Genomic DNA, 23,303 nt, shown 5'->3' with positions numbered 1-23,303 from the left:
AGCATTATTGATGGCAGGAATAGCTCAATAAACCGTCCACCATTCCGGCAACAACTGGCGGACCCGCGCCTCCCCGAACCGATCATCCATCAACATCACCACGCCCCGGTCGTGCTGGCTGCGGATCACCCTCCCCGCCGCCTGCACGACCTTTTGGATGCCGGGGTACAGGTAGGTGTAGTCGTACCCTGCGCCAAAAATCGCCGCCATGCGCAGTTTTATCTGCTCGTTGACCGGGTTGAGTTGCGGCAATCCCAGGGTGGCGATAAATGCGCCGATCAGGCGTGTGCCCGGCAAGTCGATGCCTTCACCGAACGCGCCGCCCAGCACGGCAAAGCCGACGCCTTGGCTGTGTTCGGTGAATTGATCGAGAAAGCCTTGGCGTTCGGCCTCGGCCATGCCCCGCGACTGTTGCCACAGCGGGATCTGCGGGTGAGTTTCGGCGAGCAGTTGTGCCACCTGTTGCAGGTAATCAAAGCTTGAGAAAAACGCCAGGTAGTTGCCCGGTTGCCGGGCGAACTGACGGGCGATCAGCTCGACAATCGGCGCCAGCGAGGCTTGGCGATGCACGAAGCGGGTGGAGATGTCGCCGACGATGCGCACGTGCAGTTGTTCGGCCTTGAACGGCGATTCCACGTCGACCCAGGCCGTGTCCGCTGGCAACCCCAGCAGGTCGGCGTAATAGTGGCGAGGGCTCAAGGTGGCGGAAAACAACACGCTGCTGCGGGCCGCCGTCAAGCGCGGCCGGATGAATTCGGCGGGTACCACGTTGCGCAGGAACAAGGTCGAGCTGCTGCGTTTGCCGCCGAGCTGGCGCTTGCTGATGTCGAAGATAAAGTGCTCGTTGAACAGCTCGGCGACCTTGGTAAATTGCAGGGCTTCGAAGTAGAAGGCTTGCAGGTCACCACTGAGGGCTTCGGGGTGGTCGTTGAAGTAATCGCCCAGGGCGCTGGTGCACAGGTTCAGGGCCTGGAGCAGTTTGTCCGGGCGCAAGCTGTAGGCCTGGTACGGCGCGAGCTGGTCCTTGTGCAGGGCGTTCCATTCGCGGTTGAGGCGCTGCAGGGGTTTCTTCAGCGGCTCGGGCGCGGTGTCGCGCAGGATCTTCAGGCTGTACTGGTCGAGGCTCGCGCTGTACATCGAACGGGCGCGCTCGACCAGGTTGTGGGCTTCGTCCACCAGCACGGCAGCGCGCCATTGGCTGAGTTGGGCCAGGCCGAAGAGCATGGCACCGAAGTCGAAATAGTAGTTGTAGTCGGCAACCACCAGGTCGGCCCAGCGTGCCATTTCCTGGCTCAGATAATAGGGGCACACCCCGTGAGCGAGGGCGACATCGCGAAGGTTGTGTTGGTCGAGCAGGCGGACCCTGGACGCGGCAAGGCGCGCGGCGGGCAAACGGTCGTAGAAGCCCTTGGCCAAGGGGCAGGCGTCGCCGTGACAGGCCTTGTCCAGGTGCTCGCAGGCCTTGTCCCGCGCCACCAGTTCGAGAACGCGCAGGGGCAGGTCGCTGCTGGCCTGCAGCACCTTGGCTGCATCGAGGGCGAGTTTGCGACCGGGGGTCTTGGCGGTGAGGAAAAACACCTTGTCCAGTTGCTGGGGCGCCAGGGCCTTGAGCAGCGGGAAGATCGTGCCGATGGTCTTGCCGATGCCCGTGGGGGCCTGGGCCATCAGGCAACGGCCGGTGCTGACAGCCTTGTACACCGACTCGGCCAGCGTCCGTTGGCCGGGGCGAAAATCGGCATGGGGGAAACCCAAGGTCTGCGCCGCAGCGTCGCGCGCCTCGCGGTGCTGCATTTCCTGGCGGGCCCAGCCGAGAAACAGTGCACATTGCTGGTTGAAGAACGCTTGCAGCTCGTCCGCCTGGAAACGTTGATTGAGCAGGGTTTCGCCTTCGCCGACGATATCGAAATACACCAGCGCCACGTCGATATCCGTGAGGCCAAGCTTCTGGCACATCAACCAGCCGTACACCTTGGCCTGGGCCCAATGCAGTTGCCGGTGGTTGGCGGGCTGGGCAGCCAGGTCGCCGCGATAGGTCTTCACTTCTTCCAGGCGGTTGGCGTCCGGGTCATAGCCGTCTGCCCTGCCCCGCACCTTCAGTTGCTGGTAGTCGCCTTCGAGGGCCACTTCGTTCTGGTAGTGCGCGCTGCGTCGCGAAGCAACGGTGCGATGGCCCGCTATACCTTCCTGGGCGCTGGGCGACGGGGTAAAGCGCAGGTCCAGATCGCCCACCTTGGCGGTGAACTCACACAGCGCCCGCACGGCTACGCTGTAGCTCAAGCGGGGTGCTCCGCCCAGCGTACGTAGCAGACGGTGACGGGCATCTGGTATTCGCCGCAGAACTCCAGCCAACGCAGCTGGTTGTCTTGCAGGCGATCGCCAGGGCCCTTGACCTCGATCATGCGGTAGGTCTTTTGCGCCGGCCAGAACTGGATCAGGTCCGGCATGCCGGCGCGGTTGGCGCGGATGTCCAGCAGCAGCCGTTCGAACCAGTAGCGCAGGTGTTCAGCCGGCAGGCAGGCCAAGGCTTGTTCCAGCAGGTCTTCACTGAGCAGGTTCCAGAACACAAAGGGCGACTGGATCCCCCACTTATCGAGGTAGCGTTGGCGGATGGTGGTCATGTAGCGCCCGTCCTGCAGTTGCGCAAAACACGCGTCAAACAGGGGGGCGCGGCGCGCGTGGAAGTCTTCGCTGTGCAGGTCCGCCGGCCCGCGCTGGAACGGGTGGAAAAACGCCCCCGGCAACGGCGCGAAGATCGCATCCCAGCACAGCAAGCCGAACAGCGAATTGATCAGGCCGTTCTCGACATAGTGCACCGGTGCATCAGGTGCGCTCAGGTGGGCCTGGACACAGGACTCCACCGACATCAACGGCTCCGGCAGCGCAAGTTCCAGGTCCAGGCGCGTGACTTCACGGGATTTGAGCGTCGGCAGCCGGGGTTCGCCCAGCTTGCGGCGCAGGCGGGGCATGACGCGCAACAGGTGCTGCTGTTCGGCGGCACTTTCCGGTGCTTGTTGCGCGACGCTTGCCAGGGCCATGGCCTGGGCGTAATCCTCCTGGCGCTCCAGCACGCGAATCAGCCGCGCGCGGGCGCCGGGATAAGCGCAGGTGCGGTAGACCTGCTGCGCCAGGTCCAACTCGGCACTGCGCTCGCAATACTGGCCGAGCTGGAACAACAGCTTGGCCCGGCGCTTTTCCAGCCAGGGGTTGTCGGTGTTCAGCGTGGCCACTTCAGCCAGCACCTGCGCCAGCGCCTCACCGCGTTCAAACGCCTGCTGGCATTGGTGCAGGAACAGAAAACCGTGCACGTCGGCGCGGCTGCGCAACCCCCGCGATTCGGCGCAGAACTCGACTTTTTCATAGGTGTAGATGCCCAGGTCGGCGAGGACAAACTCGGACCAGTCCTGATGCAGGTTGCCGAAGAACATCAGCCGCAGGCGGTCGCATAACTCCATCACGGTGAGGCTGTACAGCGTGTCGGCGAGGTCCGGGCACCAGTCGGCGAAACGGCGCGTGTCGGTGAACTGCGCCGCCAACCCGTCCAGCCAATCGGCCTTCTTGCCCTTGGGCTGGTCGATCCAGGGGGCGAAGGTGCTGAGGATCTCGCCTTTTTGCAGCAAGGCGAATAATGCTTCAAATGCCAGAAGATGGTTGTCGTCCACCCATCCCAATTCCCGCAAAGGCGCGGCAGCGGCATGGGGGCAACCGATCTCCACGTAGTGCAGCTTGCCCGCGCGAAAATGCACGCCCTTGCGCATCACCATGCGCACCAACAGCGCCTGGGACGCTTGCGGCAACCTGTCGAATTGCTGAATGAAATGCTGTTCGTCAGGGTCGAGCAGATCGGCATAGCGTTGCCCCAGCCAATGCAGGACCTGGCGGAAGTTATGCAGGTAATAGAGCGGATCGTCGAGGGGATTGGGCATGGCGGGCGCAGGTCAAATACTGGTTATGCATACAGAGTGCCGTTCCCCATACTGTGTTGCAATCGGTAATAGATAAATGGCGCACGCAACTTTTTGTATAAAAGTGATCAGATGGGGGAGTCGATGGCGTAAAATTTATGGCCCGCAGCCTTGGCGCGGGACTTTTCAGGGTTAACGGTAAGGGTTATGAACATGAAGAATTTGGGGCTGCCACTGGTTGCACTCACTTTTCTGGTATTGGCCGGTTGCGCGACGCAAACCGTAGTGACGCTGCAAAATGGCACGCAGTATTTGACCAAAGACTCTCCAAAAACCAAGACCGCCGATGGTTTCTACGAGTTCACCGACATTGCCGGCAAACACATCCGTGTCAAAGCCGACGATGTGGCGACGGTGCGCAAGGAGGACTGATTTCCAGCGGCCCGCACTGATCAAATGTGGGAGAGGGCTTGGCCCCCTCCCACCGTTTTAACCGATCACAATCCCCTCCCCCGACAAGCCAACCACCCCCACCAACGTCACCGAGTCCGCGCCAAAACTGATCACCGTATCCCCGCCCACGACCTTGGCGTGATCACGGTAATCCGCACTCCCCTCAACGTCCCTGAACACCAGCTTGTCCGTTGCTTGATAGCCGATAATCCGGTCCTGGCCAAACGGCCCGCTGAACAAAAAGGTGTTATGCCCGCTGCTGTCGCGGATCGTGTCATTGCCCTTGCCGCCCTCGATGAAGTCCGCGCCCTTGCCGCCCTGGATCAGGTCATTGCCGTCGCTGCCAATGATGTAGGTATCGCCCTTGTGCGGTTCGGCATTGCGGTTGAGGTCCTGCACCCAGGTGGTGGCGCGTGCCGGGTCGGACAGGTTGGCGACGATAATCGTCGAGTCGCGGCTCATCTGCCCATAGAACCCGGACTCGAGGATGCGCGTCATCCCATCGCCATACCCCGTAGGCAAATGGGAGATCCAGGTCGGCAGGTTGGTGATGGAAAACGGCAGCACATTCCACAGCGTCGAAGCGTAGTGGTCGTTGAAGCTGACGATATTGTCGGTGGTCGATTCATGGGGTTTGTCATGCACGCCCAACGACGACCAATTGAAAGTCGAGCCGTCCAGCGCCCGGAACACCGGGTCGTTTTCGTAGCCGATGTTAAGCACCTTGTCGCCGGCGCTCTGGGTCGGCGAGGCGTAGGCCAGGTAGTTGGCGTCCTGGTAGAAACCTGCCCATTTGCTGCTGCTCAAGTCGGCCATGCTGTTGACCGCCAGGCCGCCCAGGCTGTGGCCGCTGACCACCACGTCGTGGCCGCTGAGGCCGTGGGCACTGGCGTAGTCGGCGACGTTCTTGAGCAGGCCGCCAAAGGCTTCGCCGGCGTAGTTCTTGGCGTAATCCTTGGGCCCCAAGGCCGCGAGCAGATCGCTGACCAGATCGCCAATGGAGTCGCTGACCAGCGTTTCCCGAGGGCCCGACGTACCGCGAAAACCGATACCGATTTCCAGCAACTTGCCGGCGTCATCGTACTTGCCCAGCACCTCGACCTGGGCCGTGGTGTAGCCGGCCTTTTCGCCGAAGAACGTGCCGCGGGCGTCGACCTTGCCGGTATAGCCCAGGGTGCTGGCGCTGATGGGCGTCCAGCCTGCAGCCTGTACGGCGTCCAGGGCGGCTTTTTCCGAATCCGGGTTCCAGGGAATGCCGGGAATCACGCCCTGGGAATCTGTGCTGCCCAGCAGTGCGCCCACCAGCGTGGCGGGCAAACCGAGCCCCAGGCCGTTGTGCTGGTAGCCCACGGCAAAGCCGTTATCCAGGTTGTGGTAGGTATACAGCGTGATCGCCATGGCATCGGCGAACAGCGCTTTGGAGCCTTCGGCCCCGAGGTTTTTATAGTCGAACACACCCATGGTCTTGCCTCTCTGTTGTTGGAATTGTCGAGAAAGTCAATTAATGCGGTGCCGGCCCGAACGCCTCATCCACCTTGGCCAAGTCGGTGTCGCGCAGGTTGCCGGCGTAGTAGTGCAATTTGGTCCAGGCCATCAGGTAGTCGTAACGCGCCTGGGCCAGGTCGCGCCGCGTGCTGTAGAGCTGTTGCTCGGCGTTCAACGCATCGAGGTTGACCCGCTCGCCACCGAGGATGCTCTGTTTGGTCGACACCACCAGCGCTTGCGCCGAGGCCAGGGCCTTTTGATAGGCGCGCAGTTTGCTCACGCCGGACAGGCACGCGCTGAACTGCCGACGCAGTTCGATCAGGGTCTCGCGGGTTTTGCCTTCCAGCTCATACTCGGCCTGTTCCATGGCGCGGCTGGCCTGGCGAGTGGACGCGGAGATGCCGCCACCGGCATACAACGGCAGGCTCACTTCGACGCCGATGGTGTTGGTGTCGTAGCGCTGGTTGTAGGTGTTGCCGCTGTCGGACTCCTGCTGGCGCGAACTGGCATACGCAGTGACCTTGGGCAGGTGCCCGGCGCGGTTGCGCTCCACTTCATAACGTGCGACTTCCAGGGCCTGGCGCTGGGACGCCAGCGTGGGGTTGTTGCTGATCGCCAGTTCATGCCAGGTGTCGTAGTTCGCCGGGGTCAAGGTGAACGCGGCAAAGCCTTCGTTCAACGGGGCGAGGTCGTGGATATTGACGCTTTGCACACCGATCAGCGCGCCCAGTTCTCTAAGCGAGGCATCCTGCTCATCCAGCGCCTGGATCTCTTCGGCGGTGGCCAGCTCATAGCGCGACTCGGCTTCGAGGATATCGGTGCGGGTGCCCTCGCCCTGCTGGAACAGGTGCCGGTTCTGCTGGAACTGCTGCTCGAAGGCCTTCTTCTTGGCCCGTGCGATGTCGATCTGGTCCTGGGCAAACAGCGCCTGGGTGTAATAGCTCAGCACCCGCACCAGCAGCGCCTGGCTCTTGTCGCGAAAGCTTTCATCGGCGAACAGCGCCTGGGCCACGCCCTTGCGGTAGTTGGCGTAGGCCTCATAGTCGAACAGCGGCTGTTGCAGGCTGAAGGTCGAGCCGTAGCTGTTGTAGTTGCGGTCGTCGTGGTAATTGCCGCCGCGGCCGTCGGGCAAGGTGGCCTGGGAGTTGTTGCGGCCCTTGTTGTAGTTGTACGACAGCTTGGGCAGCAATCCGGCGCGGCCGATGGTGCGGTTTTCCAGGCCGGCGTCGCGCTCCTTGATCGCACCGAGAAACACCGGATCGTTACGCAAGGCCTGCTCGTACACATCGAACGGGCCCATGGCGGCCTGGGCATGGACGCAGGTGAACAGCAAGGCGATGAACACAGCTTTCATGCTCATTCCTCGGTCAACGCGGAGCCGGCGCGGTCGAGCAGCGGCTTGAACAGGTAATTGAGTAACGAGCGCTCGCCGGTGCGCACGAACATCTCGGCGGGCATGCCCGGCTTGATCACCAGGCCGTGGAGGGTCTCCAGCGCCGCCTCGCTGACGGTGGTGCGCAGCACGTAATACGGCGCGCCGGTTTTTTCGTCGAGCATCTGGTCGGCGGAAATCAGGCTGACCTCCCCCGGCACACGCGGGGTGCGGCTCTGGTTGAAGGCGGTGAACAGGATATCCACCGGCAGGTGCGTGCCGACCTTGTCCACCAGGTGCACCGGCAAATGCCCTTCCACTTCCAGGCGCGTGCCCTGGGGCACGATTTCCAACAGGGTTTCACCGGCACGCACCACGGCGCCTTCGGTGTGCACGCTGAGGTTGACCGCAATGCCGTCGGCCGGTGCGTTGATCTCGCTGTGTTGCAGATCGAAGCCGGCCGAGGTGAGTTGCTGCTCCAGGGTCAGGCTGCGCAATTGCGCGTCGGCCAACTGGCTGCGCACGTCCTTCTGGTATTCCTCGCTGTGCTGCTGCAATTTCAGGCGCGATTCAAGGATGCCCTGCTCCACCCGGCCGCTCTCTCCGGTGTTCTGCGCCAGGTCCTGTTGCACCTGGGACAGCTGGCGTTGGTACTCCATCAGCCGGTTGCGCGGGATATAGCCGTTGTCGGCCAGGGGTTGCAGGTTGCTCAGTTGGTCGCGCAGGGACTGGGCCTGGGCGGTCAGGTCGCTGCGGGCGCGGCGCATGCCGTTGAGCTGCGCGGTGGCGCCCTCGATATTCGCGCGGATGCCCGCCTGTTCACGGGCAAAGGCTTCGCGACGGCTGCTGAACAATTGGCGCTGGCCTTCCAGGACCAACGCCAGTGCCGGGTCGGGGTTGCTGCTCAGCTCGGAGGGAAAGGTGATAGCGGATTGGTTGTCGCGCTCGCTCTGCCACCGCGCGACGCTGGCCCAGGCCATGCGGTATTGGGCTTGCAGGGACTGCACGTCGGCCTGGTGCTGGGTCTGGTCGAGACGGAACAGCGGCTGGCCTTGCTTCACCAGTTCACCCTCCTTGACCAGGATCCGACTGACCACGCCGGGGCTGAAGGTTTGCACCGCCTTGCGTTTGCCCGACACCACCACCGTGCCCTGCACCGGGATGCCCTGGTCCAGGGGCGCAAGGCTGGCCCAGAGGAAAAAGCCACCGGCACCGACCAGGGTCAGCAGCCAGCCCATGCGCGCAAAGAACCGGGCGTCGCGCTCTTTGAAACGTGGTTCAACAGTGATACTGCTCATGCGCCTGGATTCCTTCCGGCTTGATACTGACGGCTGAAACTCACACCGGGTTTATCCTTCGGTGCTTCCTGCTGGCCCGACAACGCCCGCAGCACGTCCTGGCTTGGCCCGAATGCCTGCAAACGCCCTTCGTTGAGCACCAGCAATTTATCGGCCTGGGCCAAGGCCGAAGAACGATGGGTCACCAGCACCACACTGCTGCCCTGAGCCTTCATCTGCACAATGGCGCTGGCCAGCGCGGCTTCGCCGACGGTGTCGAGGTTGGAATTGGGCTCATCCAGGACGATCAAGCGCGGCCCGCCGTACAGCGCACGTGCCAGGGCTACGCGTTGTTTCTGGCCGCCGGACAGGCCACCGCCGTTATCGCCGAGGACCGTGTCATAACCGTGGGGCAGGCGCAGGATCAACTCATGCACGCCGGCTTGCTGCGCAGCCTTCACTACCCGCTCGGGGTCGGCCTCGCGAAAACGTGCGATGTTGTCGGCGATGCTGCCGCTGAACAGTTCGATGTCCTGGGGCAGATAGCCGATGTGCGGGCCGAGATCGTCGCGGTCCCAGCGGTGAATATCCGCACCGTCCAGGCGCACGGTGCCGGCCAGGGTCGGCCACACGCCCACCAGCACGCGGGCCAGGGTAGATTTGCCGGAGCCGGAGGCGCCAAGCACGCCGAGCACTTCGCCGGCGCCAAGGGTGAAGCTGACCTGATGCAGGGTGGGCATGCGCCGCCCGGGCGGCCCCGCGCTGACCTGTTCGAAGCTGACCTGGCCCTTGGGTGCGGGCAATTTCATCTGCTCCACTTCCGGCGGGAACTCGCGCAGCAGTTCGTCCAGCCGCTGATAGGCCAGCTTGGCCGAACTCCATTGCTTCCAGACGGCAATCAACTGGTCGATGGGGCTGAGTACGCGGCCCATCAGGATCGAGCCCGCGATCATCATCCCGGCGGTCATGTCGCCCTTGATCACCAGCAGCGCGCCCAGGCCCAGCACCAGGGATTGCAGGCACAGGCGCAGGGATTTGCTCAAGGAGGTGATCACCGACCCGGTATCACTGGCTCTGTTCTGCAAACCCAGGAACTGCGAATGCACAGCAAACCAGCGGTGGCGCAACGCGCCGAGCATGCCCATGGCCTGGATGGTTTCGGCGTTGTGCAAATGGCTGGTGGCCAGCTGCGTCGACTGCTGGGAGAAGCCACTGGCCTCGCCCAAGGGTTTCTTGGTCAGGTATTCGTTGAGGCACGCAAGGCCGATCAACAGCACTGCGCCGGCGGTGGCCAACACCCCCAGCCACACGTTGAAGAGGAAAATCACAAACAGGTAGATGGGAAACCACGGCGCATCGAAGAACGCGAACAGCGCCGGGCCGGTGATGAATTGGCGGATATGGGTCAAATCCCCCAAGGATTGCCCGGCATGCCCCTGGCCGCGTTGCAGGTTGCGTTCGAACGCGGCCTTGTATACGCGCAAGTTGAAACGCCGCTCCAACTGGCTGCCGATGCGGATCACGATAAAACTGCGGATGACTTCGAGCAGGCCAATAAAGGCAAAGAAGCCCACCACCATCAGGGTCAACATCACCAGGGTGGTTTCATTCTGCGAGGAGAGCACACGGTCATACACTTGCAACATGTAGATCGACGGCACCAGCATCAACAGGTTAATCAAAGCGGTAAAACAACCGACGCTGATCAAGATGCTCTTGTATTCACCCAGCGCCTTGAATAAAGGCGCAACCGCATGGGGCCTGGCCATAGGTTCTGATCTTCCTTGAATCAAATTACGCGCATAAGTTTGCCGCCCTCCGCGATAGAGGCCGCTCAACTAATGAAATCGAGTTATAGGCTTATAACAACAACTAAGGCACTCGTTTTAATTCAACCACGGTGCCGGACTTCGTCCGTGCCTGGTACTCACCGTCTTTCTGACGATTCAGATGGGTGATCCCGCTGCCTTCGGCATTGAACAGCCAGATACCGTCGGGTGTGGGCGACCAGGTCAGGGGCTTGTCCCCCAGCCACTGCGCCACACAGGCCACATCGCCGCCCAAAGCATTGGCCTGCTCGAGCAGGTCCAGTGCACACACCTGATCCTGCTGGTGCAACTGCCAATGCCCGGCCAGCTGGGCGCTGGTGGGTAAAACAAGACTGCTCGCCATTGCGTGGGCTCCTGCCGACACGAACATCACCTGCAACACGCAGGCGATCACATTGTAAAAACGCCGCATCTGTACGCTCCAGCCTGGAGGCGCGGCGCTTGCGCGCCGCGCCCGTGCATCATGCCACGATGTCGCTGACCGCTGCCTGGCCTACGGTGGTGACGAGGAAATCCGCCACGCCGTGCCCGGAAAAGTCGACCGCCAGGGTGCCCAGGTTGGTGCCTGCCGCGTAGGACAACACCGCATCGCCGGCATGCCCGGTGAAGGCATTGACGAAGGTCAGGCCGGCACCTTTGGTGATGCCGCTGAGGTCGATCTTGTCGGAGCCCGAGGTGAAGTCAAAGATCTTGTCCGCCGCCCCTGGCTTGGAGTCGGAACTGGCGCCGAACACGAACGTGTCGTTGCCCGCGCCGCCCCACAGTTGATCCGCGCCGCCAGCGCCGTAGATGAGGTCGTTGCCGGCCCCACCCTTGATCACGTTGGCCGCGTTGTTGCCGATGATCAGGTCGTTGCCCGCACCGCCGAACGCGTTCTCGACGGTCACGCCCTTGGCGATGGAGACGTTGCCCACCAGGCCGCCAACGTCGGAGAACGAGGCCTCATTGAGGTTGATCTTCTGGTTCTGGGTGAAGCCGGAGAAGTCCAGGGTGTCATTGCCGCCACCGTCCCAGACCGAGAACACCAGCTTGTCGGCGTTGGACGTGGCGCTGAGGAAATCACGCCCGGTGTTGGAGTTGAACCCGTAGGTGGTGTCGCCGGCACGGGTGTTGTAGTTGGCACCGTAGAGCTTCTGGATCGCGGCGATGTCGTCGATCAGCGGGCCGGAGGCGTAGGCTTCGACCCCGCCTTTACTGAAGTTCTGGTTGGTGTTGCTCTCGCTCCAGTAACTCATGAGGCTGTAGCCGCGCGTGTCCTGTCCATAGGTCGCGTCGTTGTAGGTCGGGGCGCCTTCGCCGGCGTTGTAGTCGCCAGGGTGAGCCAGGCCCAGGGTGTGCCCGATTTCGTGGGTCAGGGTCTGCCGGCCGTAGTTGTTCAGGTCCGGGGTCTTGTTCGGCGTGTAGCTGTTGTTGGTCAGGTACCACGAGGTGCCGTCGTAGCCTGCACCGGTGCCGGGCAGGTAGGCGAAGGCTGCCGCGCCGTCCTGGCCGCTGCTGTAGTTGCCGAATGTCATGTGGCCGTCACCGCCGCTGGCTTTTTCGGTAAAGGTGACGTTGGCCACGTCCGACCAGGATTGCATGGCCAGTGCGGCCTGTGCTTTCTGCTGGGCGTTGAACTGGCTGAAGCCCGAGATGCCATGTTTGTTCATGGTGCTCGAGGACGCCGAGGTCAGGAAGGTGTAGGTCAGGTCGATCTTGCCGTTGCCGTCAAAGTCCCGGTACGCGGCGCCGTCGCGCAGCAGCTGGGTGGCTGCCTGGTCAACGGAATAGGAGGGTTTGCCATTGACCGTGAGGTTGCCGCCACGGTCATACAGATGGCTGAAGCTATCGATTTGCGAGTAAGCGGTGCTGGCTTGCGCCGCCGACACGATAGCCTTGTCTTTAACTTTTGACATAAACGTACTTCCTTGTTTGCAAGTTCATCAGTCTTTGATCGATAGGAATCTCGCGGGCGAGATCGTCCTATCACTCGCCTCTTTTGAAGGCGTCACGAAACTGACACAACTTGAAATCTTTCGTCTACATCTTTTCCAGCCTGAAAAGCGGACCCACAATAGCGCCAACAAGTTTGGCTCCGTATTTATTGGGTGGCGTTGCTTTTGTCTGACAAAACACACCGGGCACTTATTTAAATATTAAATAGCGTTAATGCCGCTCAAGTTGAGCGGCACACTTGATAATTGGATCCATAATATTGTCACGGTGTCATTGGCAACATTAAACAGCCACTATTTATATGTATATATCGGCGTTGTCCCCTATTACCGGGACACGCGCCAACCCGTGTCGTGCAATGCCTGTAACAAGGTCTCGCCTTTCAAACCCGGCACCTGTACGCCGTCGTCGGTCACCATGTCTTCGCCCGCCAGGATCGCGTTGATGATCGCTTCTTCTACCGCTTCCGCCGCAGCGCTGAACAGCGGGGAAATATGATCGTTATTCACCATCTGTAAGGTGCTGCTCAACGGCAGGCCCTTGCGCGCGTAGTCTGCTGGCGGCAGCTCCTGGTTGCCGGTGGCGAAGGCCAGGAACAGGTCGCCGCTGGAGTCCTCGGTGCCACCGCCGGTGCGTGCGATGCCGATAGACGCGCGTTGTGCCAGGCGCTGGCATTGGTGCGGCAGCAGGGGCGCATCCGTGGCGATGATCACCACGATCGAGCCCATGCCCGGCGTGCCTCGTTCGGCGAAGGGTGACGGAATGTCCATCAAGCGGCGGCCCACCGGATAACCGTCGACCCGCAGTTCCTGGCGCTTGCCATGGTTGGCCTGCACCAGCACGCCGACGGTCCATCCGCCCTGCTCTGCCGGCAAGCGCCGCGAAGCGCTGCCGATACCGCCCTTGAATTCATGGCAGATCATCCCCGTCCCACCGCCCACGGCGCCTTCTTGCACGGGGCCGCGTTCGGCGCTCTCCAGCGCCTGGCGCACATGCTCGGGGGTGACGTGCTGGCCCCAGATGTCGTTGAGCATGCCGTCGTAGGTTTCCATCACCACCGGCATGCACCAGTACACCGCCGGATCCGCCAGGCGCTCGCGCTCCAGGGCAATCAAGGTGTCGCGCACGATGCCGATGCTGTGGGTGTTGGTGATGGCCAGCGGCGTGGTCAACAGGCCTGCCTCGCTGATCCATTCCAGGCCGGTGGCGTCGCCATTGCCGTTCAGCACGTGATACCCGGCAAAGCACGGCTGCAACCGCGCTTCCCCGGCGCGGGGCTGGACCACGCTGACGCCAGTGCGCACCTGTTTACCGTCGACACGGGTCTTGAGCGTACTGTGACCGACCCGGACCCCGGGAACGTCGGTGATGGCATTGAACTCGCCGGGTGTGCCCAGCCCCAACGTGATGCCCAATTGACGTGCACGCATAACCACTCCTTACAATTTCTGAAAGGCCGGACTCGACCGGCCGCTGATGCAATACAGAATCACCGACAGGGCCAGCAAGCCGATGATGATCATGATGTCGCGTACTGACGCCGCGTAGATCAAGGTCACCAGCAAGTAACCCGCGCCCAGCACAGCCAGCAGCGCCGGCAACGGCCACAGCGGCATGCGATAGGGATGCTCGCGGTCGCGCAGCAGCACGCGGCTCATCAGCGCGCTCAACGCCACCACCAGGTACACCAATATGATCAGTAATACGCTGAACGAGGTGAGGTCGGCCAGGTTGGAGCTGAAGCTCAGCAACGCCGACGGGATCGCCAGGAACAACGTGGCCAGCCAGGGTGAATCCCAGCGCGGATGAATGCGGGTGAACAGCTTGTTAATGGTAGGCGTCCACAATGCATCGCGCCCGCTGCTGAACACCACGCGGCCGATCTGGATAACGATGGCGACGATGGCATTGAACACCGACAGGAAGATGCCCGCGCTGACCAGGCGCGACAGGGTTTCATTGCCATGGCTGGTGAGCAGGTAGCCGATGGGGTCCGGGCTGCTGATCATCGCACTCAGTGACGGCGCGCCGATCAACAGCGCCGTGATCGGCACCAGCTCGATCACCACCACCAGGCCCAGGGACCACAGCACCGCCTTGTGTACGCCCTTGCCCCTGCATTTCATGTCTTCGGCCAGCAATACGGCGGGGCCGTAACCGTTGTAGGAAAACAGGCCAATGCCTACCGCGCCGATCACCAAAGCCCAAGGCGCCAGGTGCAATACACCGTTTTCGACGATCTGGGGTTGAAACAGCACGCTGGCGGGCTGCACCGGGTTACCGAAGCCGATGCACACGATCACCAGCAACGCCGCGACTTCCAGCAGCAGGCAGGTCCCGGTGATCCAGGCGTTGAGCTTGATATTGAGGATGCCCAGGGCGTAGCTGCACACCACGATCACCAGGGCCACGGTTTGCGCGTCGAAGGTGGTACCCAGGGCATTGTTGAGATAGGTGGCGGCACCGGTGGCCAATACCGGCGGAATAAACAACAGCATCACCAGCACGGTCAGGAACGTCGCGTAGCCGGCCATGCCACCGAACACGCGCTTGGCATACACATACTCGCCACCGGCGCTGTTATGGGCGCGGCCCAGTTCGGCGTAGCAAAACGCGAACATCAGCGCCAGCAGCCCTGCCATCACGAACGCCAGGAACACGCCGCTGCCGGCCTGCTGGATGGCAAAGGGCGCGATCACGAAGACGGAACTGGCGGGGGTCACCGCTGAAACGGTAATGGCCACCACATCGAAGACGCTCAGGGTGGGTTTCAGCACGCCATCGGGCGCGGGGGAAGTGCTCATATCGTTATCCTCTGTCGTTGTTCTTGGTGTGAGGCAGAAACGAAAGGTCTGAACGTGGCGGGATATGTTTCCCGCTGGATGCTGCCGACGTTAACGGTTGGGCTAGTGCCAGCCAATTCCCCTATTGGCGTACTCCCCTTGACGGAACCCGGCAAAAGCCGAACCCTTGGGACGATCTTTTGTTGGCGGGAGCCTGCTACATGAGCCTGTTTCGTGAAGTCGGCATGCACGCCGGCCTGGGCCGCACCGTTGCGCACATCGGCACCGAGCGTTTCTGGAAACAGCTGGTGCTGTTGTTGCACCAGTGCGTGCCCTTCGATAACGCGCTGGCGATCTTCTACCCCGTGGAGGGCCCGCCCCAGGCCCTGGAAGAATACGACGCCCAGCCGAGCAGCAAGCCGGCGTCGATGCTGGTGTACCTCAATGGCCTGTATTTGCTCGATCCGTTCTTCCAGGCCTGTCGCGAGGGTTATGCCAGCGGTGTGTATCGCCTTGAGGAAGTGGCGCCGGACCATTTTCGCCAGAGCGAGTATTTCCTCAGCTACTTCCACGACAACGTGCTGGAAGACGAGGTGCAGTTGATCCTGCAATTGCCGGGCGCGGGGACGCTGTCGCTGTCACTGGGCATGCAGCGGCGATTCAGCGTTGAGGAAACCGGGCTGATGACCACCCTGTCGGCCTGGGTGCTGCCGTTGATGCAGCAGCACTGGCAACAAAGCACCCGGCGCGTGCCGGCCATGGACAGCCAGATCCGGGATGCGCTGAGCCAATTCGGCTGCGGCGTGCTTTCGGACCGCGAACTGGAAATCGCCCGCCTGGTACTGCGCGGGTTCTCGTCCAAGGCCATGGCCGAACGCCTGCATATCTCGCCGGACACGGTGAAGGTGCACCGCCGGCATCTGTACGCGAAGCTGGATATCTCGTCACAGCCGGAACTGTTTTCATTGTTTATCCAGTCGTTGGGGCATGACCTGGAAAACCCGTGAAGCCCAGGGCGTACTCAAACCAAGTATGGGAGGTCCCACAACCTCTTCGACCTAGCGCTGTCGCCCAGCAAACTGGGACCTCCGTGGTGAGCGGGCTTGTCCCGCGTTGGGGTGCGAAGCGCCCCTGATGAAGACGAATGCGGTGTATCAGGCACTCCTTTGCGTCTGGTTTTGGGGCCGCTTCGCACCCCAGCGCGGGACAAGCCCGCTCACCACAAGAATGCGGTGGCCTGAAATTGTTTATGCAAGACTCAGATTAATGGGGGGGCTTGCCCTCCCCCCACATCAGACTTCTTCAGCGGCCCATACGAATGGTGTTCCACACCCGCGTGCGAATCCGGTCGATGTTCAGCGGCATCGCTTCCAGTGCGAATAACTTGCCCATCATTTCGTCGCTGGGGTAGATCTTGGTGTCCGCCTTGATCTCAGGGTCTACCAGGCTATCCGCTGCACGGTTGCCGTTGGCGTAGTGCACGGAGTTGGTGATGTCCGCCATCACCTGGGGCTCCAGCAGGTAGTTCATGAACGCGTAGCCGGCCTTTTCATCGGGGGCATCGGCGGGCATGGCGACCATGTCGAACCAGATTGCGGCGCCTTCCTTGGGAATCTCATAGCCGATCTTCACCCCATTCTTGGCCTCCTTGGCGCGGCTTTCGGCTTGCAGTACGTCGCCGGAGAAACCGACCGCCACGCAGATGTCGCCATTGGCCAGGTCGCCGGTGTATTTCGAGGAGTGGAAGTACGCGACATACGGCCGCACTTTCATCAGCAGCGCCTCGGCCTTTTTGTAGTCCTCGGTTTTTTTACTGTGGGGTGGCAGCCCCAGGTAATTAAGGGCGATAGGCAGCAATTCCGGGCCGTTATCGAGGATCGCCACCCCGCACTTGCTGAGCTTTTCCATGTATTCGGGCTTGAAGATCAGGTCCCAGGAATCCACCGGGGCGTTATCCCCCAACACGGCCTTGACCTTGTCGATGTTGTAACCGATGCCGGTACTGCCCCACAGATACGGGAAGCCATGGGCATTACCCGGGTCGTTGTTTTCCAAGGCCTTGAGCAGCACGGGGTTGAGGTTTTTCCAGTTGGGCAACTGACTCTTGTCGAGCTTCTTCAGGGCGCCGCCCTGGATCTGCCGTGCCATGAAGTGGTTGGACGGAAACACCACGTCGTAGCCGGAGTTACCCGTCATCAGCTTGCCGTCGAGGGTTTCGTTGCTGTCATACACGTCGTAGCTGAAACCGATGCCGGTTTGTTTCTGGAAATTCTTCGTGGTGTCCGGCGCGATATAGCTGGACCAGTTATAGATCTTCACCGTCTCGGCGGCTTGGCTGATAGCGGCCACCAACATCATGGGCAACAGGGCAATGGCTTTCATGGTTCGATTTCCTGGCGATTTTAGGGCTGTTTTTATGGCAGGCGATCAAGGATCAAAGCGTTACAAAATCAGTACGTAGGTTTTGCGCACGGTTGCCTGGATGTCCCAGATACCGGTGCTGTTGGCCGGCAACATCAGTGCGTCACCGGCTTGTATGTGAACGACTTCCCCGTTGTCAGGGGTGAAGGTGCAGCGCCCTTGGATAAAGTGGCAAAACTCCTGGGCCTTGATCTGCCGACGCCAGCGGCCCGGGGTGCATTCCCAGATACCGGTCTCGACGCCGTCGCTGCGTTCAACGCTCAAGGTCGAGGCCACGGCGATCGGCTCGCCCAGGGGCACCGCCACTGGTGATGAGTCCGGCAGTTGGGCATGCAGCGTGTCTTTGAATTGAGTGATGCTCATGGCGTTTTCTCGTGTAGGTGAAACGGCTCAGTGCATGAAACCTTCCATGAACCCGGCTATGCCGATCGCCAGCTTGCGGCGCCAAGGTGCTGTGTTGGGGTTGGCCAGCACCTGGTCTTCATGGACAAAACTGCGAATGATCGCGTTGTAGCCAAGCCAGCGGCATGGCTCCGGCTCCCAGGCCTTGAGCGCGTGCAGGCCACGCTCGCGGATCACCCAGGGTTGGTGGATCAGCGGTGTGTCGCGACCGAGGATCAGGTCGGCCAAGGTGCGGCCACCCAGGTTGGTGGCGCCGACGCCCTCCCCGCCGTAACCACCGGCCAGGGCGATGCCGGTCTTGTGATCGCAGAGCATGTGCGGGCGAAAACGCCGCGACATGCCGAGGTTGCCGCCCCAGGAATGGGTAATCCGCACCTTTTTCAGCTGTGGGAAGAGTTCGCCGAACAGGTAGCGGCGCAGTGCCACTTCGCTGTCAGTCAAATCAAAGTTGTGGCGCAATTTGCCGGCGAACTGGTAACCGCCGCGGGCGCCGAACACCAGGCGGTTATCCACCGTACGCTGGCCATAGGTGACCTGGCGGCTACTTTCGCCAAAGGCCTGGCCATGGCTCAGGCCGATTTCATCCCAGGTACCGGCGGGCAGCGGTTCGGTGGCAACTATCAGGCTTTGCACCGGCAACTGGTATCGGCCCAGGGGCGGCAAGGTATTCGCATAACCTTCGACAGCCGGCACCACCCAGGCAGCGCGTACACGGGCCTTGGCGGTGCGCACAGTGCCGGACTGCCAGTGGGTGACCGGACTGTTTTCATAAATCGTCACGCCCATGCTCTCCACCACCCGCGCAAGACCGCGCACCAGCTTGGCCGGGTTGATCGTGGCGACATGGGGGGCATGGATACCGCCATAGGGCTTGGCGATGCGAATCTGTTCAGCCAACTGTCGAGGGCTCAGCCAGCGGTAGTCGGCTTCGGTCAGGCCTTGGGCGTAGAGTTTGTCCAGATAAGCGCGCAGGCTGCCTTCCTGTTCGGGATAGCGCGCGGCGCAGTACAGAGCGCCGCCCTTGCGGAAGTCACAGTCGATACCTTCACGGCTCAGGACCTGGGCCACTTCATCGGGAATGCCATGCAACAGGTCGAATGAGGCGCGGCGCTGTTCAGGCGCAAGGCCGGCCAGCAGGCGGTCTTCGCCCAGCAGATTGCCCATCAGCCAGCCGCCATTACGGCCCGAGGCGCCGAAGCCAGCGGTTTGCGCCTCGATAATCGCGATCTTCAGCTCAGGCGCCTGGCGTTTCAGGTAGTAGGCGGTCCACAGTCCGGTGTAGCCGGCACCGATAATGGCCACATCGACGTCCAGGTCATGCTCAAGGGCCGGCCGCGCCGACAGCGGGTCGTCCAGTTGGTCCATCCATAAACTGATAGTGCGCCAAGCCGGCATGCCAAGTTCCCCAACCACGTTTCGATGGGGGATCCTAGAACTGCGGGTTATTCGCTGTCTTGCGCGCGTGCACGCAGGGAAATTTGTTTGACGTAGGCCTTGGGCGACTGGCCAGTGTGCTGGCGGAAGGCGCTGTAGAACGCCGACAACGAATTGAAACCGGCGGCGAAGGCCAGGTCGTCGACCTTGATCGGTGGCTGCGCTGTATCCAGTGCGGCCAGCAGGTGCTGGAGCCGAGCCTGGTTGACGTAGCGGTAGAAACTTTGCCCCAGCACCTGGTTGAGCAGGTAGGAAATCTGATTGCGGCTGTAGCCACACTCCTTGGCGACGCGTTGCAGGTCCAGTTCCGGGTCCAAATAAGGCTGCCTGCGCTCGAAGTACTGCTGCAAGTCATTGGCCATATGCCCCAATTGCTGGGGTGACAGGCCCAGGCGGCTGACGCTGGGGCGCTGGGCCTGGGAGGGTTGTTCATGCACCAATGACGCGTACTCGTTGACGCGCCAGATCAACCCATCGCGGACGGTGATGGCCTCGCTGGTACGGAATGACACCAGCCCCTGACCGCCGCGCAAGGTGATGCGGTACTGGATGAATGCCGTGTCGCCATCGGCACGGATGCGGTCGGTATGTTCAATGGCTTCGTCGGCTTCGCGGGGCATACTGGCTTGCAGGTACTCACGCAGTTCGGCGTAACCGACCACACGGTTCTGGAAAAAGTCGTGGTACTGGATGTCCGGGTGGTAGTAGGACATCACGCCGTCAAGGTCGCGATGACGCCAGCACAGGTGGTGGCGCAACACCAGCTCACGCGTGGCGTGGGTGTTATGGCAATCATCGTCTGGCGCGATGTCGGGCATGGAAGGCTCTGAGGCGGGTAAACCTCGGAGATTGCCGAATTTTGCCACTGCCGACAATGGCCAATTGGAACTTCGCATTAGTGGCATTGTGCCTAATCGTTAGTAAGAGATGACCCACATCAAGTGAATGGCTGAGAACCGCCGAACGGGGCAGAAAAAGTCACCTTGTACTTGCGAACGAATGCTATTTTTAGCTTCTACGACGCCACGACCAGTGACGGTCCTGGCCCCCTGCCGCGAGCTAAAGGAAGCGCTCAATGAACAAGGTGGGCAACATGAACAAAGTGACATTCCCCAACGCCTGCCAGCTGATGCGCTGGCATTTTCATCCGATGGGCTTCGAGGGCAGCATGGATGCGCCCGGCAGTATGGTCGCCCGCCTGTTCGACCGGGCCAGCGGCGAGACGCTGATTGCCATCGCCGGCATCCCCTGCGCCACTGTGATGAATGCTGCCGACGTGGAGCGGATTATCGAGGCGGTGGAGGATGAGTTGGAGTCGTTTGTGCCGCCGTTGTCGCTGAGGGCCTGATCCCGCAGCCAACAGAAAGATGGTCAACTGTGGGAGGGGGCTTGCTCCCGATAGCAGAGTGCCAGTCACCACCTACAGTGACTGAAACAACGCTATCGGGAGCAAGCCCCCTCCCACAGTTCGATTGCGTTCATTCTCTAGTGGCGCTGATCGTCGAAAAACGCTTTCCTGCCGTCGACCCGCTCCGAGGCCTTGGGCACATTCACCGCCTGGCCTTCGGTTTTTTCCACATACCAGTAGCAATGGCTCACCGCCCGGGTAATTCCGACGTAGGCCAGGCGCAGCACTTCGTCCTTTTGCGCAGTGTCATAGGGTTCGCTGTCCCCGTCCTTGCCCAGGCCCGCCATGCGGTAGACCTGGTTCTTGTAGGGCGAACTGGTCACATGCTGGCAATCACCGAGCAGAAACACCGCATCCGCCTGCAGTCCCTTGGCGCTGTGGTACGTCAGCTGCTTCAACCTGCGCGTCGCTGCGGGCAAGCTAGAATCAACATTAATAATCGACTTAATATGCTCTTGAATCAGCAACTTATCGATACTTTTTCGATACAGCATTAATATCGAATCGCCCCGTTGATAATGCTCCAGCAGTTGCCGCCCCAACGCCGCATCGTCCCGCTCCAGTATCGTGACCGGCACCAAGGCTTTTGGCGTGCCGCTGGCCTTGGCCTTTTTCCCCGGGATGGCCGGTGCGGCGCGCACGATATGTTCGGCGGCGTCGATGATGTGCTGATGGCTGCGGTAGTTCTCGCCGAGCATGACGCGGGTAGTGCTCGGCGATGGGAATTGCTGGTTGAATTCCATGAAGTACTTGGGCGAACTGCCACGCCAGCCGTAGATCGACTGCCAGTCATCGCCCACGCACAGCAAGGACGAACGCTGCGCACCACGGCCCACATGCATCGCCGGGCCACGACTGCGGATTTCCCGCAGGCTGGCGCGTATCCACGAGACGATTTGGGGCGATACGTCCTGGAATTCGTCGATCATCAGGTGCGACATTGGCCGCAGCAGCGGATCGCTGAGGAGCTTGAGGTTTTCCGGGGTGTTCTCGCCGAACAGTGAGAACATGCGGTTATAGGTCATGATCGGCGGAGACTGATCCAGCAGGTGGTCTTCCAGGGCTTTCCAGAAAATGCTCAGGGCCTCGAAGAAGAACCGGTCCGGGTCGTCCTTGGCGAAAGTCATCTGGCCGACGGCAGTCGGCACGTCCAGGCCCAGGTTCTCGATAAAACCGGCGGCCATCACGAAACTGTCCAGCAGCGGTGCCGACGCCAGCTCGCCCTTGACCTTGTAATCAAAGCCGGGACCTGCGCTGGCATCCCCGGCGAGGCTGCTTAAAAGACGCTTTGACGAATCATAGCTATCCAGCCATATCAATGGCTTACCACAGAAAGCTTGAAACAGGGTGCGCTTTACCGCCCACTCTGCACGGACCGACAGCTTCGAATTCGGCCGGCTGATCTGGGCATTTTCCCTGGAATCAAAGCCCAGCACTACCCACGCATCCAGCGCCGGGATATAGCCGTGGCAATGGAACTGCGCGCCATTGATTTCGAAGCGTTGGCGACTGGGCTCAATCCCCTTGATCGGCCAGGCGCCGGCACGAAACCACAGGTCCTCGATCACATCGCAGAGTTCTTCATCGCGCTTGGCCGCCAGTTCGGTCACCGCTATGCGCTTTTGTACATCCGGATGATCGCGCTCCAGTTCGCGCAGTTGCAGGCCGTGGCGTGCCAGCGGCGCAATCAGTTCACGAAACCGTGCATGTCGCCCCTGCAACTGGTGGTAGCAGGCATTCATCTGCTGGCGCTGGGCGTCGCTGATGCGCAGGTCGAACGGGTTGCTGTCAGCGTCTTCGAAACCGGCACTGAGGTTTTCGAACGCCTGCAGGCGTTCAAAACCCGGCAGGCTGCGGACCATCGGCAGAATGCGCGAGTGAAAGGTGCGCACCACCGCCTGGGCTTCTTTCATGCCAATGGGTTGGCCCCACAGGGTGAGAATGTCCATGAGCTTGTTGATGAAGTCTTTGCGCGACTCGCGGGTGAAGGTCACCACGGTCATCGAGCTCAATTCGAAGCCCAGGTAATGGGTGAGCAGCAAAATACGCAGCACCAGCGAGGTGGATTTACCCGCGCCGGCACCGGCGATCACCGAGGTTGACGGCGTATCGCTGAAGATCATCTTCCATTGCGCCGCGCTCGGCTGGGCATGGGCCGGCAGCAAGCGGGCCACATCAGCCTTGATGCGTTTCTTCACGTCAGCGGTCAAGGGCAGCCGCCAATCGTCGAACAGGCTGTCATCGACGCCGGGCGCGCGGTGCTCATCGGGACGGAAGTCGCGGATCAACAGGACTTGTCGGCCCTCCTCGAGGCCATCGGCCTTGCCCTCGCGATAGCCATACTCCACGCCGGCCTCGTGGCCACTGCGAAAACCATCGGCCTGCCCATGCAACCAGGAAAACCGGTGCTGTGCGCGCAAACGCGTCAGGCCATGGCCAAACAGGCGTGCGGCGAGGCGTTTGAGCAGCGGCATTTCCGCCAATGGGCGCAGTTCGGGGGGCAGATCAGGCTTGTGTTGCGGCACGCGGACTCCTGCGATGAGCTGGGTTTTGACAAGGGCACCATGGTCGCCGGAATCGGCGCTCAGTTCCAGCCAATTGC

The 23,303-nt window shown here is 61.5% G+C and carries 18 protein-coding genes; 3 read left to right on the top strand and 15 right to left on the bottom strand.

From position 1 onward, the window contains the following. Nucleotides 1–24: 24 nt before the first annotated feature. Together BB029_RS26475 and BB029_RS26470 are read right to left on the bottom strand one after the other, a co-directional pair. Nucleotides 25–2,277, bottom strand: coding sequence for an ATP-dependent DNA helicase (locus tag BB029_RS26475; protein WP_065941445.1), 2,253 nt, complete (start codon nt 2,275–2,277; stop codon nt 25–27). Further along, nucleotides 2,274–3,923, bottom strand: a complete 1,650-nt coding sequence (locus tag BB029_RS26470; protein WP_065941444.1) for a VRR-NUC domain-containing protein — start codon at nt 3,921–3,923, stop codon at nt 2,274–2,276. Before BB029_RS26470 ends, BB029_RS26475 begins: the two co-directional genes overlap by 4 nt. Before the next feature lie 186 nt (nt 3,924–4,109). Between BB029_RS26470 and BB029_RS26465 the strand changes: the two genes are divergently transcribed. Next, nucleotides 4,110–4,334, top strand: coding sequence for a YgdI/YgdR family lipoprotein (locus tag BB029_RS26465; protein WP_065941443.1), 225 nt, complete (start codon nt 4,110–4,112; stop codon nt 4,332–4,334). Between the two features lie 57 nt (nt 4,335–4,391). Here BB029_RS26465 and BB029_RS26460 read toward each other — a convergent pair whose 3' ends face one another. The 8 genes from BB029_RS26460 to BB029_RS26425 all read right to left on the bottom strand — a co-directional run bounded on the left by BB029_RS26460 (nt 4,392) and on the right by BB029_RS26425 (nt 15,057). Continuing rightward, the gene (locus tag BB029_RS26460) at nt 4,392–5,816 is read right to left on the bottom strand and encodes a lipase (RefSeq protein WP_065941442.1); all 1,425 of its coding nucleotides are present in this window, start codon (nt 5,814–5,816) and stop codon (nt 4,392–4,394) included. Nucleotides 5,817–5,856: 40 nt separating this feature from the next. Further along, complete coding sequence (locus tag BB029_RS26455; RefSeq protein WP_065941441.1) at nt 5,857–7,194, bottom strand: TolC family outer membrane protein; 1,338 nt, start codon at nt 7,192–7,194, stop codon at nt 5,857–5,859. Between the two features lie 2 nt (nt 7,195–7,196). Then, nucleotides 7,197–8,510, bottom strand: a complete 1,314-nt coding sequence (locus BB029_RS26450) for an HlyD family type I secretion periplasmic adaptor subunit (protein ID WP_065941440.1) — start codon at nt 8,508–8,510, stop codon at nt 7,197–7,199. Beyond that, nucleotides 8,507–10,258, bottom strand: a complete 1,752-nt coding sequence (locus BB029_RS26445; RefSeq protein ID WP_065941439.1) for a type I secretion system permease/ATPase — start codon at nt 10,256–10,258, stop codon at nt 8,507–8,509. Before BB029_RS26445 ends, BB029_RS26450 begins: the two co-directional genes overlap by 4 nt. 103 nt (nt 10,259–10,361) lie before the next feature. After that, a complete protein-coding gene (locus tag BB029_RS26440; RefSeq protein WP_065941438.1) occupies nt 10,362–10,730 on the bottom strand; it encodes an AprI/Inh family metalloprotease inhibitor in 369 nt (122 codons plus the stop codon). Nucleotides 10,731–10,779: 49 nt separating this feature from the next. Beyond that, nucleotides 10,780–12,213, bottom strand: a complete 1,434-nt coding sequence (locus BB029_RS26435) for a serralysin family metalloprotease (RefSeq protein WP_065941437.1) — start codon at nt 12,211–12,213, stop codon at nt 10,780–10,782. 366 nt (nt 12,214–12,579) lie between these two features. Beyond that, nucleotides 12,580–13,683, bottom strand: coding sequence for a P1 family peptidase (locus tag BB029_RS26430; protein ID WP_065941436.1), 1,104 nt, complete (start codon nt 13,681–13,683; stop codon nt 12,580–12,582). A 9-nt stretch (nt 13,684–13,692) separates the two neighbouring features. Next, a complete protein-coding gene (locus BB029_RS26425) occupies nt 13,693–15,057 on the bottom strand; it encodes an APC family permease (RefSeq protein ID WP_065941435.1) in 1,365 nt (454 codons plus the stop codon). A gap of 200 nt (nt 15,058–15,257) precedes the next feature. On the opposite strand from BB029_RS26425, the gene BB029_RS26420 reads away from it, so the two are divergent. Further along, entirely contained in the window at nt 15,258–16,043 is a 786-nt protein-coding gene (locus tag BB029_RS26420) for a helix-turn-helix transcriptional regulator (RefSeq protein WP_065941434.1), read from the top strand. Nucleotides 16,044–16,338: 295 nt separating this feature from the next. Here BB029_RS26420 and BB029_RS26415 read toward each other — a convergent pair whose 3' ends face one another. From BB029_RS26415 to BB029_RS26400, 4 genes are read right to left on the bottom strand one after another with little or no spacing between them, the layout of a single operon-like run. Next, a complete protein-coding gene (locus BB029_RS26415; RefSeq protein WP_065941433.1) occupies nt 16,339–17,418 on the bottom strand; it encodes a polyamine ABC transporter substrate-binding protein in 1,080 nt (359 codons plus the stop codon). Between the two features lie 60 nt (nt 17,419–17,478). Continuing rightward, nucleotides 17,479–17,820: a cupin domain-containing protein gene (locus BB029_RS26410; RefSeq protein WP_065941432.1), complete on the bottom strand. Its 342-nt coding sequence runs from the start codon at nt 17,818–17,820 to the stop codon at nt 17,479–17,481. 27 nt (nt 17,821–17,847) lie between these two features. Then, nucleotides 17,848–19,254, bottom strand: a complete 1,407-nt coding sequence (locus BB029_RS26405) for an FAD-binding oxidoreductase (protein ID WP_065941431.1) — start codon at nt 19,252–19,254, stop codon at nt 17,848–17,850. 47 nt (nt 19,255–19,301) lie between these two features. Next, entirely contained in the window at nt 19,302–20,111 is an 810-nt protein-coding gene (locus tag BB029_RS26400) for an AraC family transcriptional regulator (protein ID WP_065941430.1), read from the bottom strand. Nucleotides 20,112–20,368: 257 nt separating this feature from the next. On the opposite strand from BB029_RS26400, the gene BB029_RS26395 reads away from it, so the two are divergent. Then, nucleotides 20,369–20,641, top strand: coding sequence for a DUF1652 domain-containing protein (locus BB029_RS26395; RefSeq protein ID WP_027605770.1), 273 nt, complete (start codon nt 20,369–20,371; stop codon nt 20,639–20,641). A gap of 137 nt (nt 20,642–20,778) precedes the next feature. Here BB029_RS26395 and BB029_RS26390 read toward each other — a convergent pair whose 3' ends face one another. Next, nucleotides 20,779–23,226: a UvrD-helicase domain-containing protein gene (locus BB029_RS26390; RefSeq protein WP_065941429.1), complete on the bottom strand. Its 2,448-nt coding sequence runs from the start codon at nt 23,224–23,226 to the stop codon at nt 20,779–20,781. Between the last annotated feature and the right edge of the window lie 77 nt (nt 23,227–23,303).

The organism is Pseudomonas sp. S3E12 (assembly GCF_001702295.1).
GTDB classification, from domain to species: Bacteria; Pseudomonadota; Gammaproteobacteria; order Pseudomonadales; family Pseudomonadaceae; genus Aquipseudomonas; species Aquipseudomonas marginalis.
This window is presented reverse-complemented; position numbering and strand designations above follow the sequence as displayed.